Source organism: Marinomonas sp. NPDC078689 (assembly GCF_044542435.1).
Classification (GTDB): domain Bacteria; phylum Pseudomonadota; class Gammaproteobacteria; order Pseudomonadales; family Marinomonadaceae; genus Marinomonas; species Marinomonas arenicola.
The window spans coordinates 424,336-440,083 of the sequence record NZ_JBITUJ010000003.1 but is presented as its reverse complement, the minus strand read 5'-3'; the positions used below and the strand labels follow the sequence as shown (position 1 = coordinate 440,083).

Below are 15,748 nucleotides of genomic sequence, written 5' to 3'. Positions count from 1 at the left end.
CTGCCTCCTACTTCAAGCCAAGAATACGACGGTTAGCTGCGTCGTCTATGCCGCTGCTGGCAAAGTCATCAAAGGCCCGCTCGGTCACTTGAATTAAGTGATCGTTGACAAATTTCACGCCTTCTTGCGCACCCGCTTCAGGGTGTTTCATGCAGCATTCCCATTCAATGACAGCCCAGCCACCAAAATCGTATTGGGTGAGCTTGGAGAAAATGCTTTTAAAGTCGACTTGCCCATCACCTAAGGAGCGAAAACGCCCAGCACGGTCAATCCAATTTTGGTAGCCGCCGTAGACCCCTTGTCGTCCTGTGGGGTTAAATTCAGCGTCTTTTACATGGAACATCTTGATACGCTCATGGTAAATATCGATGAACTGCAAATAATCGAGCTGTTGTAATACGAAGTGAGAAGGGTCGAACAAGATATTGGCACGGGGGTGCTGATTTGTGGCCTCGAGAAACATGTCGAAGGTTACGCCATCGTGTAAATCTTCACCGGGATGAATCTCATAGCAAACGTTGACACCACAGCGGTCAAATTCATCAAGGATAGGCAGCCAGCGGTTGGCGAGCTCTTGGAATCCCGCTTCGACTAGACCGGCTGGGCGTTGTGGCCAAGGGTAAAGGTAAGGCCATAATAGGGCACCGGAGAAAGTAACATGATTGCTCAGACCGAGGTTTTTAGACGCGTGTGCGGATTTAAGTAGTTGCTCGACGGCCCATTTTTGGCGAGCCTCAGGATTGCCTTTGACGTGATCTGGCGCAAAGCCATCAAAGACCTCATCGTAAGCGGAATGCACCGCGACCAATTGACCTTGTAAGTGCGTGGATAATTCGGTGACCTCCACACCATGACGGGCGAGCGTCTCCTGAATGTATTGGCAATAATCTAGATCTGTCGCGGCGCGATCCAAATCAAATATCCGCGCATCCCAAGTAGGAATCTGAACACCTTTAAAACCGAGTTTAGCCGCCCATTCGACGATATTCTCTAAACTGTTAAAGGGCGCTTCATCGCTGACAAACTGCGCAAGAAAGAGAGCAGGACCTTTTAAAGCTTGCATATAGCCACCTCCGTTTTTTTATTTTTATGGATCTGGTTTTATATCTTCTACAATGATTTACATTTAATAGCATAAAGAAAATTTTGCCAATGCTTACCAGCGCCCGATATTGCCCGTAAAAATCATAACGACGCCCTATGAAAAAAGGGATTTAAAAGGCCAATAATAAAATCTAGAGCGTGAAAGGACGTGAGTAGATGGCTGCTTTTTCAAGGGCTATTGTTATATGCTTTTACTAAAATACAAATAAATCAGTGGCTTATCAGTTTTTAAAGATGGTTTTTTATTTTCATGGATGACGGGGTTTAATAAAGTGAAAAAGAAAATTTAGCTTTTAATGGCATTAAATAGGGTGCTTTCAAGGTGCTATAAAAGAGAAAAACCGACCATTTAACTATGAAAAAACGCTACCAAAAAACAAAAAAAGATAATGCGTTCAAGGGCTGTTTTATTGGTTTTCGATAAGTGGTTTTATAAGGGGATAAAAAGGAAGTGCCTATGCACACTTTCTGATAACAATCATGCTTTAATCATAATAGAGCGGCATGAGAAATAAAAAATCGCCTTGCTCAGGGTCTGAGTAAGGCGATGTTTTTGTTTTAATTATCTACTGAACGGTTTTATACACGGCAGCAATGTCTTCGTCGCTAAAGCCTGCTTTTTTAGCCTGTTTGAACGCTTCGTTAGCGGTAGCGGCCGTTGGTAGAGACAGGTTTAGCTTATCGCCGAGTGCAACGGCGAGGCGCATGTCTTTTTGCATGTGTTTAAGCGGGAAGCTTACGGTGTAGTCTTCCGCCAGTAGCATGGCTCCTTTGCCTTTAAACATTGGGTTGGCGATGGCGCCAGCGGCAATAACTTCCAGAATTTTCTCACCGTCTAGCCCAGCTTTTTGACCAAGTGACATACCCTCACTAAAGATGCTTAACATGCCGCCCATCATCATATTGACGACCAGCTTCATGCTCGCACCTTGACCAACTTCGCCTAAAAAAGGCGACATTTTCCCCATCACATCAAACGCAGGAAGCGCCTCGTCATAAAGGGTTTTATCGCCAGCCGCTAAGATGATTAAAGTGCCGTCTTCTGCGGGTTTTTTAGTGCCAGAAACCGGTGCTTCTAAAAAGCGGCCACCCGCGTTGGTAATGGCGTCGGCAATCATTTGAGATGTGCTGTCGTCCACCGTTGACATATCAATATAGCCGCGACCTTCACCTATGCCGGCCGCGACACCGTCAGGGCCTTGGCAAATCGCCAACGCCGCCGCAGGGTCGGAAACCATGGCAAAGGTAATGTCACAGTGGGCGGCAACGCTTTTTGGGCTGGTGCCTTGCTTGGCGCCTAAGACAACGAGTTCGGTTGCTTTTTCTGGATTACGGTTCCAAACGGTTACGTCAAATCCTGCCTTGATAAGGTTAATTGCCATGGCTTTGCCCATGATGCCTAAGCCTAAGAACCCAATGCTGGTCATAATGCTCTCTCTGTTTAGATGATTAATAAAATGATCATGAGACTTTATCATGGCGGCGTCTTTTAGGTCGATCGACACGCTTAGAAAGGATTCTAATAATCCAATTTGGTGCTTTTTTGAGAGGTTAGAAATCATCAGAGCGGATTTAAAGAAGAGCACACTGATCTATGCCAAGGTTCTGTTGGAAGAAGTGTGTGCTAGCGCACAGAGTGGGTGTGCTCTTTGGCGATACAGTGCTAGGTGTCTTTTATATTCAGTACTGATCCACCCATTCAGTCTACGGATGCCATCAGTAAGGCGAAGATCAAGCTATCAAGCTGCGTGAATATTCATAATCCATCATGAACAACAAGCTGGGAGTAATAGGTTATGCAAATGGTACCGTTAGCATCACACCAACTGGCGTTAATGGATAAATATTGGCGAGCCAGTAATTATTTATCAGTTGGTCAGATTTACCTGCATAACAACCCTCTGTTAACTCGTCCTTTAGCCCTCGATGACGTTAAGCGTATCTTGCTGGGCCATTGGGGCACCACGCCCGGCCAAAACTTCATATACGTGCACCTTAATCGAATTATTAAGCAATACGACCTCAGTATGATTTTCATCTCAGGCCCCGGACATGGCGGTCCTGCGGTGGTGTCTCAAACGTATTTGGAAGGCAGTTACAGCGAAATTTACCCAGAGATCAGCCAAGACGTGGCAGGGTTACAAAAGCTGTTTAAGCAATTTTCCTTCCCTGGAGGGATTCCCAGCCATGCTTCGCCAGAGTGCCCAGGGTCGATTCACGAAGGGGGCGAACTGGGGTATTCACTGAGTCACGCATTTGGGGCTGTGTTCGACAATCCAGAACTTATTGCAGCGTGTGTAATAGGAGACGGTGAAGCGGAAACAGGCCCTTTAGCCACGGCGTGGCATTCGAATAAGTTTCTGAACCCAGTGAGTGATGGTGTGGTGTTGCCGATTCTTCATTTAAATGGTTACAAAATCGCCAATCCGACCATTCTGGCTCGCATTGGTGGTGAGGAGTTAGAGCAATTGCTGCGAGGCTATGGTTGGCAGCCGATTTTTGTGTCTGGCAGTGACCCAAAAAGTATGCATGAAGCCATGGCGCTGGCGCTGGATCAGGCGGTTCATGAGATCAAAGACATTAAGGCGAAGGCCGCTCAACAAGGGGCGTTTGAACGACCATGTTGGCCAATGATAGTGCTGAAATCTCCCAAAGGCTGGACAGGGCCAAAAACCGTGGATGGCGTGCCAATTGAAGGGACCTTTCATTCTCATCAAGTGCCCATTTCGAGCCCTGCTGCGCGCCCAGAGCATTTGCCATTGCTTGAGGAATGGCTGCGTAGTTATCGGCCTGAAGAATTGTTTGATGAAAATGGGCGTTTATTAGACGCGTTGGCTGAGTTAGCGCCAAAGGGTAACCGTCGGATGGGGGCCAACCCTCATGCTAACGGTGGACTCTTGCTCAAGCCATTGGCGATGCCAGATTTCAAAAAGTTTGCCTGTGATGTACCAAATCATGGGGTGATGGGCATAGGCGATACCCATGTTCTAGGGCCTTTCCTACGGGATGTGGTGGCGCTTAACCCTGATAATTTTCGAGTCTTTGGCCCAGATGAAACCATTTCTAATGGCTTGGTGGCGTTATTCGACACCACTCAGCGTCAATGGATGGGAGCAAATGACAGCAATGATGAACACCTAGGGCCACGCGGCCGTGTGATGGAAATGCTCAGTGAGCACCAGTGTCAGGGGTGGTTAGAAGGTTATTTATTAACTGGTCGACATGGTTTGTTCAATTGTTATGAGGCCTTTATACACATTATTGATTCGATGTTTAACCAGCACGCAAAATGGCTAAAAGTCGCTGGGCAGTTACCATGGCGCCCCAAAATTGCGTCGTTAAATTATCTCTTAGCGTCCCATGTATGGCGCCAAGATCACAATGGATTTTCCCATCAAGACCCTGGCTTTATTGATCATGTGGTGAATAAAAAATCGTCCATTGCCCGAGTCTATTTACCGCCCGATGCCAATTGCTTGTTGTCGGTGATGGATCACTGTTTGCGCAGCCGACATTACGTCAATGTGGTGATAGCAGGCAAACACGCGGCGCCGCAATGGTTAGACAAAGAGGCCGCCGCCGAACATTGTGCAGCGGGTATTGGTATCTGGTCATGGGCCAGTAACCTAGACCAAACGCAAAGCGTAGATGTGGTAATGGCGTGTTGTGGTGATGTGCCAACGCTAGAAACCTTGGCGGCCGTGTCTATTTTACGAGAGGCGTTGCCAACGCTGAAAATTCAAGTGGTCAACGTCGTCGATTTAATGAAGCTGCAGGCGGAATCTGAGCATCCGCATGGTCTTAGTGATCACGCTTTTGATGCGCTCTTTACCACAGACAAACCGGTGATTTTTGCTTTTCACGCTTACCCGTCGTTGATCCACAAATTGACTTATCAGCGCACCAATCATAGCAACATTCATGTTCATGGTTATCAGGAAGAAGGCACGATTACGACGGCATTTGATATGACCGTATTAAATAAGATCGACCGTTTTCATTTGGTGATGGACGCGATTGATCGATTGCCTCAAACCGGCGAAAAGGGACGAGCGTTAAAACAAGAGCTCACTGACAAACTGGCTGAGCATCGCCTTTATATTAATGAATTCGGAGAAGACATGCCGGAGATTCGCGAGTGGCGCTGGTCTTGTGATAACGCAGAGTAAGAAGGGTAGGGTGAGCCTGCTCAAATAGCGCTCTTTGTGCGATGGCGCACAGAGAGTGTGAGCACGAGTCATTATGATGAAACCCCCGCTATCACTTAACGATAAAGTGCAGTGTGCTTGGTCGAGTAACGGTTATTTTCAGGAGCGATATAGACGATGGAATCCGCAGCTAGGTCTGACAATATTGGCAATGTGGTTGCGATACGAGGCAGTGTCGTAGACATAGTGTTTAAACAGCATTTACCGCCAATTCGCTCGTTATTACGCACCGGCACGGACGATCAGATTTACATCGAAGTGTTTTCTCAACTGGACGCCCAGCGAGTGCGAGGCATTGCCTTAACACCGACGCAAGGGTTGGCCCGTGGCACGCTGGTGAAAGACACGGGCGGGCCTTTACAAACCCCCGTAGGTAACGGGATTTTATCGCGCATGTTTGACGTCTTTGGTAACACGATGGACAAACAAGCCGCCCCTAAAGACGTGCAATGGCGCTCGGTACACAGTGAGCCACCGAGCTTAGAAAAGCGCTCTACCAAAACACAGGTGTTCGAAACGGGCATTAAGGTCATCGACGTCTTAATGCCACTTGAACGTGGCGGCAAAGCGGGGTTATTTGGCGGCGCTGGGGTGGGCAAAACCGTATTGTTAACCGAAATGATCCACAACATGGTCGGACAACATGCGGGGGTCAGTATTTTTTGTGGCATTGGTGAGCGCTGTCGTGAAGGGGAAGAGCTCTATCGAGATATGAAAGCGGCGGGTGTTTTGGACAACATGGTGATGATGTTTGGGCAAATGAATGAACCTCCAGGGGCTCGTTTTCGTGTGGGTCATGCGGCATTGACCATGGCGGAGTACTTTCGTGACGACGAACACCGTGATGTCTTATTGTTGATCGACAATGTCTTTCGTTTTATTCAAGCGGGCATGGAAGTGTCTGGGTTAATGGGGCAAATGCCTGCGCGCTTGGGGTATCAACCGACCATGGGCACAGAGTTATCGCAACTTGAAGAGCGCATAGCGAACACTGGAAGTGGCGCGATTACCTCGATTCAAGCGGTTTACGTACCTGCCGACGATTTTACCGACCCGGCTGCCGTGCACACATTCTCCCATCTTTCTGCGTCCATTGTATTGTCTCGTCAGCGTGCCAGTGAAGGGCTTTATCCCGCGATCGACCCTTTGCAGTCCAGTTCAAAAATGGCGACTCCCAGCGTTATTGGCCAACGCCATTACGATTTAGCACAGGATATTCGTCGTACGTTGGCGCAATACGCAGAGCTCAAAGACATCATTGCCATGCTGGGTATGGAGCAGCTATCGCCAGAAGACCATAAAGTGGTGGGGCGGGCTCGTCGATTGGAGCGCTTTTTGACGCAACCTTTTTTTACCACCGAACAATTTACTGGCATGGCAGGCAAGTTGGTCAGTCTTGATGATGCATTGGATGGGTGTGAGCGGATCTTAAAGGATGAGTTTGAAGCGTACTCAGAGAACGCCCTGTATATGATCGGAGCGGTTGACGAAGCGCACGATAAGAACAAGGCGGCGGCCGTGAAGGAGAGTCAAGATGGCAACAGCCTACATGACGCTTAAAATTTTACTGCCTTACAAGGTGTTTGCGGAAGAACAAAACGTTCGCCGCATTGTCGCGATGACACCACAAGGCGCGTTTGGCCTTTTGCCACATCGCTTGGACTGTGTGGCGACGTTATCCGCTGGCATATTGGTCTTCGAAACGGAAGGGGCAGAAGAGTCTTATGTGGCGGTGGACGAGGGTGTTCTAGTAAAAACCGGACAGGAGGTGCGGGTGTCAGTGCGCAATGCCATGGCAGGAATGGGGTTGGAGCAACTGCGCGAAGCGGTGGAAAAAGAGTTTATGCAACTCAACGAGCAAGAGCAAAAGCTGCGCGCTGTGTTGGCGAAGATGGAGAACAACTTTATCCAGCACTTGGTTGCGTTTAAGCAGGACACCAACTCGCTATGAAAAACGGCCCAGAAAAAGACATCAAGCCGGCCTCTACACAGAGCGATCCGCCACGGTCAGCGGATCCATTAAGCGGCGATCAGCAAGACGATCACCAGAAACGTTATAGCCAACAAGTCGGCAAGATTGCGAAACGCAAACTCAATGCCCAGCGTCACGTCACCAAAACAGTATGGTCGGGGTTGGGCATGATGGGGTTAGTGGGCTGGTCCGTGGCCATTCCTACGTTACTCGGTGCGGCACTTGGTATGTGGCTCGACGGTCGATACCCAGACACACACTCATGGACATTGGCCTTGTTGATCGCAGGGCTGTGTCTTGGTTGTTTTAATGCATGGCATTGGGTTGATAAAGAAGACAAAAACATTCATCGAAACGAGGAAGACGAGGATGATTGATTTCGGAAGTAACTTATGGGCCAGTAGTACGTTTTCGTTGTTCATCGGTGTGCTGCTGGGGGCTTTTTATTTTGCAGGACTGTGGTGGACAGTACGCCAACTAGGCCGCAGCCAATATACCGCTGGTTTGTTTTTATTGAGTCTGTTGGTGCGAACCTGCGTTGTCGTGATGACCTTTTATGTGTTTTTAGGGCATGACTGGCGGCAGTTATTGTTGGGTTTACTTGGCTTTTTTGTGATGCGTTTATTCGCGACACGCTGTATTCAGCTGAAGAATACTCAAGCGTTAGCGCCGGCCACATTGAGCGCTAAAGAAGCCGCTTCCCAGCAGAGGAAACCCTAATGCACCTTAGTCCAGATCAAATTGTGTATTGGCAAATGGGCTTTTTAAAACTGAATGCCACTATCGTCTTTACTTGGTTGGTGATCTTGGTGTTGGTGATGATTTCTTTATTGGTGACACGGCATTTGTCGTCTAATTTAGAGCGTTCTCGTTGGCAAAATTTGTTAGAAGTCATCGTCATTACGATCAATAAGCAGATCGAAGAAGTTGGCTTAAGTCAGCCGCATAAGTACTTGGGCTTCTTAGGTTCCTTGTTTCTGTTTATTGCCTTGTCTGCCCTTGGCACCATGATACCCGGTTTTGAGCCACCGACTGGCTCACTGTCGACCACCGCGGCGTTAGCATTGTGTGTGCTGGTCGCTGTGCCCTTGTTTGGCATTCAAGAACAAGGCTTAGCTCGGTATCTGTCTACGTACGCCAAACCGACCATTATCATGTTGCCATTTAATATTATTAGCGAAGTGTCTCGTACCCTAGCTCTCGCTGTACGGCTCTTTGGCAACATGATGAGTGGTGCCATGATCTTGGCGATTTTGCTGACGATCACGCCGTTTTTATTCCCGATTGTGATGACCTTACTTGGGTTGCTGACGGGCATAGTGCAGGCGTATATCTTTTTTATTTTGGCGACTGTGTACATCGCAGCGGCGACGCGAACGCAAGAGTTTTCAGCACGCGATATTGCTCAACCCTAATCCCCTTTTTAATGTGATTAACCTAGACGGAGTAACTATGGACAGTATGACAATTATTGCAGTGGTATCGATTATTACCGCAGGGCTAACCATTGCCATCGGAGTGATCGGCCCTTCATTAGGGGAAGGTAAAGCGGTGGCCGTTGCTTTGTCCTCTTTGGCTCAGCAACCAGACGCGTCGGCGACGATTACTCGAACCTTGTTTGTCGGTTTGGCGATGATTGAATCCACGGCTATTTACTGTTTTGTGGTGTCGATGATTTTGCTGTTTGCCAACCCTTTCTGGAACTATGGTGTTGCTCAAGTGACAGGGCAATAAATTATGTTAATTGATTGGTTTACTGTGATCGCACAGCTGGTTAATTTTCTACTTTTAGTATGGTTACTGAAGCGCTTCTTATACCAGCCTATTTTGAGCACCATAGACGCTCGAGAAAAACGCATTGCCGATGAGCTTGCTGACGCCGACGCGAAAAGAACACAAGCTGAGCAGCAAGGTGAATTGTATCGCCATAAGAACCAAGTGTTTGATCAGCAGCGTATGGAAAAAATGAACAAGGTAAGCGCAGAAAGCAGTGCGGAGAAAGCGCGCTTGTTGGCGGCAGTTCGCGAGGAAGCAAATGCACTGCGCACCAAATTAATGCAAGCCTTACAAGACGAACAGCGTAGTTTGCAAGTGACCTTGCGTGATCGGGCACAGCAAGAAATTTTCGAAATAGCACGAAAAACCCTCAAAGACCTTGCCGATGCGCCTCTTGAAACCAGTATGGTGGCGGTGTTTATTCGTCGCTTAAGAGAGCTAACAGGGCCAGATAAGGCCCCTTTTCAGGCCGGATTCAAAGACATTGAATCACCGGTGATAGTACGCAGCGCCTTTGATCTCTCAGAGCAACAAAGAGGGCTTATTAGCGAGGCGATCACAGCGCTTATTAACCCTAGCGTAAAAATTCAGTTTGAGACCGCACCTGAGCTGATTAGTGGCATTGAAATGAATGCCAACGGACAGAAAGTGGCCTGGAGCATTGCGGATTATTTGACAACACTGACCCAGCGCGTGAATCAAGTGATGCAATCCCGAGATGAGCAAAACACAGAGCAGGGTAGCCATGACAAACACCTTAGATGAACTCTTCTCAAGCTTAGAGATCGCTCGAAACACCACGAACGCTGAGTTGAGCCCCAGAGAAATTGGCATTATCACCAGTGTGGCAACTGGGGTTGCCAAGGTGTCTGGCTTGCCCAGTGTTGGGTTTGAAGAGTTGCTGAAATTTCCAGGCGATGTTTATGGCATTGCATTCAATGTGGATGAAGACGATATAGGCGTCGTGTTGCTGGGGGATTATTGGCATTTGCAAGCGGGGGACGAGGTCGAACGCTGTGGTCATGTGGTTGATGTTCCTGTGGGAAACAGCTTGATCGGGCGCATCATTACCCCGCTAGGCAAGCCGTTAGACGGTAATGGCGTTTTAGCCGCCACTCAGCGTTTACCGGTTGAGCGACCGTCACCTGCGATCATGGATCGTGCCGCGGTGAGTGTGCCCTTGCAAACAGGCATTAAGGTCGTTGATGCCTTGATCCCCGTGGGGCGAGGTCAGCGAGAATTGATTTTGGGCGATCGCCAGACCGGAAAAACCGCCATTGCCCTCGATACTATTTTGAATCAGCGCGGCAAAGATGTTTTGTGTGTGTATTGCGCCATTGGTCAACGAGCCTCTGGGGTTGCGAAAGTCATCGCCAAACTGCGTGAAGAAGGCGCCTTGGACTACACAGTGGTGGTCGTGACAGAAGGCAACGATCCACCAGGGCTTGCGTATTTGGCGCCTTATGCGGCGACCAGCATCGCTGAATATTTTATGGAGCAAGGTCGTGATGTGCTGATTGTGTATGATGATTTGACGCATCATGCGCGAGCGTACCGTGAACTCTCACTGTTACTGCGTCGTCCTCCTGGTCGAGAAGCGTTCCCCGGGGACATTTTTTACATTCACTCTCGGTTATTAGAACGTGCTACCCATTTAAGTGATGAACTTGGTGGCGGCTCATTGACGGCCTTGCCGATTATTGAAACAGAAGCGCAGGACATGTCTGCCTATATTCCGACTAATCTGATTTCGATTACCGATGGTCAAATCTACCTTTCTCCTGAGTTATTTGAGTTGGGCGTATTGCCCGCGGTAGACGTGGGTAAATCTGTGTCTCGTGTGGGCGGTAAAGCGCAACGGGCGGCGTATCGTAGCGTTACCGTTGACCTCAAGTTAGCGTATGCCCAGTTTGAAGAATTGGAAACTTTTGCTCGTTTTGGTGCTCGATTAGACGAGCAGACGTTAGCCATGATTGAGCATGGTCGACGCATTCGGGCGTGTTTGATGCAGTCTGAATTTGCGCCTGTGTCGATGGCTGAGCAAATCATTGTGTTGATCGCTTTGACTGGCGCTTTGTTCGACCCTGTCCCTTTAGCGAAAATGCCAGCGGCAGAGCAAGCGGTAAGGCAAGCCGCGGCAAATCTGTCCGACGACATGCTGGCACGTTTGGCCAGCACAGAAAAACTCAGTCACCAAGACAAAGCGGGCTTGTTGCAGTTGGCAGAGCAGGCGATGAAGGGATTTTTAGCCAAGGCTGAGCCAACCTCAGAAGCGCCCACGTCGACTGATGTAAGTGAGCCCTCATGAGAGACAGTATTGCCAGTCTGCGCCATAAAATCCGCAGTGCTCAAGATCTAAAGTCGGTCGTGCGCAGTATGAAAGCGATTGCGTCATCCAGTATTGGCCAATACGAAAGCGCGGTGCATTCACTGGACGATTACTATTACACGGTGAAATTAGGCTTGGCCGCGAGTTTAGGCTCAACGACTCAATACGCGGCTTCCCATGGAACACCTAGGTCGCAAGACATGGCGCCACAACAAGGTCTTCCATCGTCATCGAGTGTTCCTGCTGTTGGGGTGATCGTATTTGGTTCAGATCAAGGCTTGGTGGGGCAATTTAATGAATCCATGGTCGAATTTGTGGTGGCGTCCTTGGGCAATATCCCAGGAAAAAAACACCTTTGGGCCGTTGGAGAGCGTGTTCAATCCCGTTTGCAAGAGACGGATTTAGCAACAGAAGTGTGTTTCGCGTTACCTAATTCCATTCATGGAATTACGGATTTGGTTGGGAAAATCTTGATTTCATTGGAAGCCCAAAGAGAGCAGGGGGTGATTAATCAGGTGTATATTTTTCATCATCGGCCAGAATCGAATGCCATCTATCGGCCTGTGAATCAGCAATTGTTGCCCCTAGACGATGTTTGGCAGCGTCAGCTTATGGACATAGAGTGGCCGAGCAATAACTTGCCCGAAGTGATGCCAAACCAAGATCAAACACGCCGTGCGTTTGTGCGAGAATATTTATTTGTTAGCTTGTTTAGGGCGTGTGCGGAATCACTGGCCAGTGAAAATGCCAGCCGTTTGTCGGCGATGCAACGGGCTGAAAAGAACATTGATGAATTGCAGGAAAGCCTCAATCAAACATTTCATCGATTACGTCAAAGTGGCATCGACGAAGAGTTGTTCGATGTTATCTCTGGCTTTGAAGCATTGAGTTAATACATGTCACAAACTCACAAGAAACAGTTCCAGTTCCAGTTCAAGCCCACCCCATCCTAGCCTTCCCCTTGAAAAACAAAAGGGGAAGGAACAGGTCTTGCTCTCCCCCCTATCTTCAAGGGGGAGCTGGAGGGGGGTTGTAATGATCTTGGTTCTTGAAGCGATAGATTCGTTCATTCGATGCAACGAAGTTGCGCGACTTGATGACGTTTGTGAGGCCGTGTTTGATGACATATCAACATTTAAACACGCTCTAAACACCTTCCTTAAATAATCGATGTATTGCCGCTGTCATGTACAACGGAAATCATACGCTAAAGGTCTTAAAGAGATTTTTTGGTGACTTTTTTATCAATTGAAAAAAGTTACACGCTCAGCAGAGCGGAATAAAGATCGGGAATACAAAGCGTTGGAATGAAAGCGACACATTCAGATGTTCAGATTTCGAGGTATTTGGCCACTCTCTTTTTCAAGTATTCCAACCCACAAGAGCAAAAACTACGGTGGATGATAGCTGATCGATTGTAAAAGTGTGTCCTAGATCAAGAAACAGACAAATGATGCAGTCTTATTCTAAGCGATTGTTCAAAATACACCCTATGATGGAAGAACGAATTCTTAAGAGTGGACAATATTATGCTCGAAGCCATTAACCCAGCCCTGTCACCGCTTAAAAATCAACTGCTCGCGTCTTTAACGCCGGAGGAGCAAGGTCGCCTGTTTCCTTACCTTGAATTGGTTATGTTGCCACTTAAGCAGGTGTTGTACGGAATAGACGATAAAGTCGCGACGCTTTACTTTCCTATTGATGCCATAGTGTCATTGCTGCACGTAATGGAAAATGGCGCCTCGGCGGAGACGGCGATGGTGGGCAAAGAGGGGCTGGTGGGTTTCGCTTTGTTTATGGGGGGAGAAAGTTCATCGAGCCGAGCGATTGTTCAAAGTGCAGGCTATGCCTACCGTTTAAAAGGGTCTGTGTTTATCAGCGAATTTCAGCGTCACGGCAAATTGCTTGATTTGGTATTACGTTATACGCAGTCACTGATGTCCCAAAAAGCACAGACGGCAGTGTGCAACCGCCATCATTCGATTGATCAGCAATTGTGTCGTTGGTTATTGTTGTCCATTGACCGTTTGCCAGACAACCATTTGGCGGTCACCCATGAATTAATTGCCAATATGTTGGGCGTGCGTCGCGAAGGCATTACAGAAGCAGCGGGCAAATTACAAAAGTTAGGTGTCATTGAGCATCATCGTGGGCATATAACCGTGTTGGATAAGCAAGCGCTCGAAGCATTGAGTTGTGAGTGTTATGCGGTGGTGAAAAAAGAAACCGATCGCTTGCTGCCGTTCCCATGTCGCAATCACCATACCCATCTTAAAATCAGCTAATTTCTTCATCTAAGCGGCTTCTGATATTAGCTGTTCTCAAGTCTTTCAGGTGTTTTTAGCCTGCGTGCTTGTGTACGAAAGTCTTTTTTAGAGCCTCCCTGTTTAAAACTTTTAGGGTATTACCCTTCGCTACCTTGTGTGAATCTACCCATTTGATGATTAAAGCCTTTTAAAAGTTTAAATAAAAAGTAATCGTCTCAATACACAAATCGGTATTTTAATTAATAATGTTTGTCTGTGCGCTATCGCACATAAGCAACACTGGTTTTAATGTAAATAAAAAATAACCTTAAAGGTTGGCTTTTATTAGACTCATGATTGATAGTCTTGTTTTTAAATGGGTTTGTTTGACGGTTTGTCTGTTTTATATTTTTTGTTTGATGTTTTTTTTTATTTTTATAAATGGTTTTTAGTTGGCCTTTTAATGATTTGACGCAATGAAATTGTGCGTTATCTTGCCTCATAATATGGCGTGTTTTGAATTCTGATTGATCTGGTGTGGTGATTTTTAATTTGAATGATATTCCTCTCTTTGTTTTATGCAGTGAGAGTGAATAGATGTTTTTAGAATGGAAAATCAAAATGAATTATTTGATTGGAAAGGATAATAATAATGACATTTCGATTCCCAACCGCTTATACAATTCTATTTATGTTGATTGTATTGGTTGCAGCAGGCACTTGGATTGTACCTGCTGGTAACTATGAACGCGTACAAAGTGCGCTCTTAGGAAAAGAAGTGCCTGTACCAGGCACTTACCATTCTGTTGAGGCCAACCCTCAAGGGGTGGTTGATGTGTTTTTGGCGCCTATCGCTGGTTTTTACAACCCTGATAGTTATGAAGCCGCCGCCATTGATGTGGCTTTATTCGTGCTGATCCTAGGTGGTTTCTTAGGGGTTGTTGCGCAAACTGGCGCCATTGATACGGGCATCGGTCGTGCGATGGTGAAGTTAAAAGGCCATGAGAAATGGATGATTCCTATTCTTATGGCGTTGTTTGCTTTAGGTGGTAGTACCTACGGTATGGCGGAAGAGTCGCTCGCCTTCTACGCCTTGTTAATTCCTGTCATGCTCGCGGCTGGGTATGACGCTGTGGTTGCCGTTGCGGTGATTCTTTTAGGCGCAGGCATTGGCTGCTTAGGGTCGACCATTAATCCTTTTGCAACCGTCATTGCAGCGAACGCCGCCGATATTCCCTTCACACAAGGGATAGGCTTGCGCTGTTTTATCTTGGTGAGTGGCTGGCTAGCGTGCGTTGTTTATGTGATGCGATACGCTGCCAAAGTGAAAAAAGACCCTTCTTTGTCGATAGTCGCGGACCACAGTGCAGAAATTGAAGCGCAGTTTCGCAAAGACGCCCATAACGACAGTGATTCCATTCTGAGTCTTTCGCAAAAAATTGTGCTGATTATCTTTGCTTTGACATTTGTCGTGATGATTTGGGGTGTTTCTAGCCAGGGTTGGTGGATGGCCAAAATGGGCGCGCTCTTTATTGCTTCTTCTATTTTGATCGGTTTGATCACCAGAATGGGCGAAAAACATTTTACCGAGGTGTTTATCAATGGCGCTCGTGACCTGCTTGGGGTGGCCATTATTATTGGTATCGCACGGGGTATTGTCGTTGTTATGGATGCAGGGCACATGACCGATACGATTCTGCACCTTGGTGAACAAACACTCAGTGGACTACCGGCGGTGGTCTTTATCAATGCTATGTATGGCATTGAACTTCTCATGTCATTTTTCGTTCCTTCTTCGTCTGGTTTGGCGGTCTTAAGCATGCCGATCATGGCGCCTCTTGCTGATTTTTCCGGGGTGGGGCGTGAGCTGGTGGTGACGGCTTTTCAATCCGCGAATGGCTTGGTGAACCTGTTTAATCCAACATTTGCCGTGGTAATGGGGGCGTTGGCCATTGGCAAAGTGCCTTACGAACGATGGTTGCGTTTTATTTGGCCGCTGTTGCTGATACTCAGTGCCATCATTATGGGGTCGTTAAGTGTGGTCGCGTTAAGCGCTTAAGGCGTTGCGTGTTCACTTCTTTAATGGGCCTGCATGGATTTCTTTGTGGTGATC

General features: G+C 47.6%; 14 protein-coding genes. 12 read left to right on the top strand and 2 right to left on the bottom strand.

Going from position 1 to position 15,748, the window contains the following annotated elements:
* Positions 1–7 precede the first annotated feature (7 nt).
* Positions 8–1,063, bottom strand: a complete 1,056-nt coding sequence (locus ACIGBN_RS08235) for a sugar phosphate isomerase/epimerase family protein (protein WP_396664752.1) — start codon at positions 1,061–1,063, stop codon at positions 8–10.
* 607 nt (positions 1,064–1,670) lie between these two features.
* Positions 1,671–2,531: an NAD(P)-dependent oxidoreductase gene (locus tag ACIGBN_RS08230; RefSeq protein WP_396664750.1), complete on the bottom strand. Its 861-nt coding sequence runs from the start codon at positions 2,529–2,531 to the stop codon at positions 1,671–1,673.
* 369 nt (positions 2,532–2,900) lie between these two features.
* Here ACIGBN_RS08230 and ACIGBN_RS08225 point away from each other — a divergent pair, with 369 nt between their 5' ends.
* The 12 genes from ACIGBN_RS08225 (at position 2,901) to ACIGBN_RS08170 (ending at position 15,694) form a co-directional block, all read left to right on the top strand.
* A complete protein-coding gene (locus ACIGBN_RS08225) occupies positions 2,901–5,273 on the top strand; it encodes a phosphoketolase (protein WP_396664748.1) in 2,373 nt (790 codons plus the stop codon).
* A 156-nt stretch (positions 5,274–5,429) separates the two neighbouring features.
* The gene (atpD, locus tag ACIGBN_RS08220; RefSeq protein ID WP_396664746.1) at positions 5,430–6,872 is read left to right on the top strand and encodes a F0F1 ATP synthase subunit beta; all 1,443 of its coding nucleotides are present in this window, start codon (positions 5,430–5,432) and stop codon (positions 6,870–6,872) included.
* Positions 6,847–7,263, top strand: a complete 417-nt coding sequence (locus ACIGBN_RS08215) for a F0F1 ATP synthase subunit epsilon (RefSeq protein WP_133003432.1) — start codon at positions 6,847–6,849, stop codon at positions 7,261–7,263. Before atpD ends, ACIGBN_RS08215 begins: the two co-directional genes overlap by 26 nt.
* The gene (locus tag ACIGBN_RS08210; protein WP_396664744.1) at positions 7,260–7,661 is read left to right on the top strand and encodes an AtpZ/AtpI family protein; all 402 of its coding nucleotides are present in this window, start codon (positions 7,260–7,262) and stop codon (positions 7,659–7,661) included. The genes ACIGBN_RS08215 and ACIGBN_RS08210 overlap by 4 nt, the downstream gene beginning before the upstream one ends.
* Positions 7,654–8,004, top strand: coding sequence for an ATP synthase subunit I (locus tag ACIGBN_RS08205; RefSeq protein WP_396664742.1), 351 nt, complete (start codon positions 7,654–7,656; stop codon positions 8,002–8,004). Before ACIGBN_RS08210 ends, ACIGBN_RS08205 begins: the two co-directional genes overlap by 8 nt.
* Positions 8,004–8,699, top strand: coding sequence for a F0F1 ATP synthase subunit A (locus tag ACIGBN_RS08200; RefSeq protein WP_396664740.1), 696 nt, complete (start codon positions 8,004–8,006; stop codon positions 8,697–8,699). Before ACIGBN_RS08205 ends, ACIGBN_RS08200 begins: the two co-directional genes overlap by 1 nt.
* Before the next feature lie 37 nt (positions 8,700–8,736).
* The gene (locus ACIGBN_RS08195) at positions 8,737–9,018 is read left to right on the top strand and encodes a F0F1 ATP synthase subunit C (protein WP_133003436.1); all 282 of its coding nucleotides are present in this window, start codon (positions 8,737–8,739) and stop codon (positions 9,016–9,018) included.
* Positions 9,019–9,021: 3 nt separating this feature from the next.
* Positions 9,022–9,825, top strand: coding sequence for a F0F1 ATP synthase subunit delta (locus ACIGBN_RS08190; RefSeq protein WP_396664738.1), 804 nt, complete (start codon positions 9,022–9,024; stop codon positions 9,823–9,825).
* Positions 9,806–11,368 (top strand): alternate F1F0 ATPase, F1 subunit alpha, encoded by a 1,563-nt coding sequence (locus ACIGBN_RS08185; RefSeq protein ID WP_396664736.1) that lies wholly within the window; start codon positions 9,806–9,808, stop codon positions 11,366–11,368. The genes ACIGBN_RS08190 and ACIGBN_RS08185 overlap by 20 nt, the downstream gene beginning before the upstream one ends.
* Positions 11,365–12,282, top strand: a complete 918-nt coding sequence (locus tag ACIGBN_RS08180; protein WP_396664734.1) for a F0F1 ATP synthase subunit gamma — start codon at positions 11,365–11,367, stop codon at positions 12,280–12,282. The genes ACIGBN_RS08185 and ACIGBN_RS08180 overlap by 4 nt, the downstream gene beginning before the upstream one ends.
* 636 nt (positions 12,283–12,918) lie before the next feature.
* Entirely contained in the window at positions 12,919–13,674 is a 756-nt protein-coding gene (locus ACIGBN_RS08175; RefSeq protein ID WP_396664732.1) for a Crp/Fnr family transcriptional regulator, read from the top strand.
* Positions 13,675–14,287: 613 nt separating this feature from the next.
* On the top strand, positions 14,288–15,694 hold the full coding sequence (locus ACIGBN_RS08170) for a YfcC family protein (protein ID WP_133003441.1): 1,407 nt from the start codon (positions 14,288–14,290) through the stop codon (positions 15,692–15,694).
* The last annotated feature ends 54 nt before the right edge of the window (positions 15,695–15,748 follow it).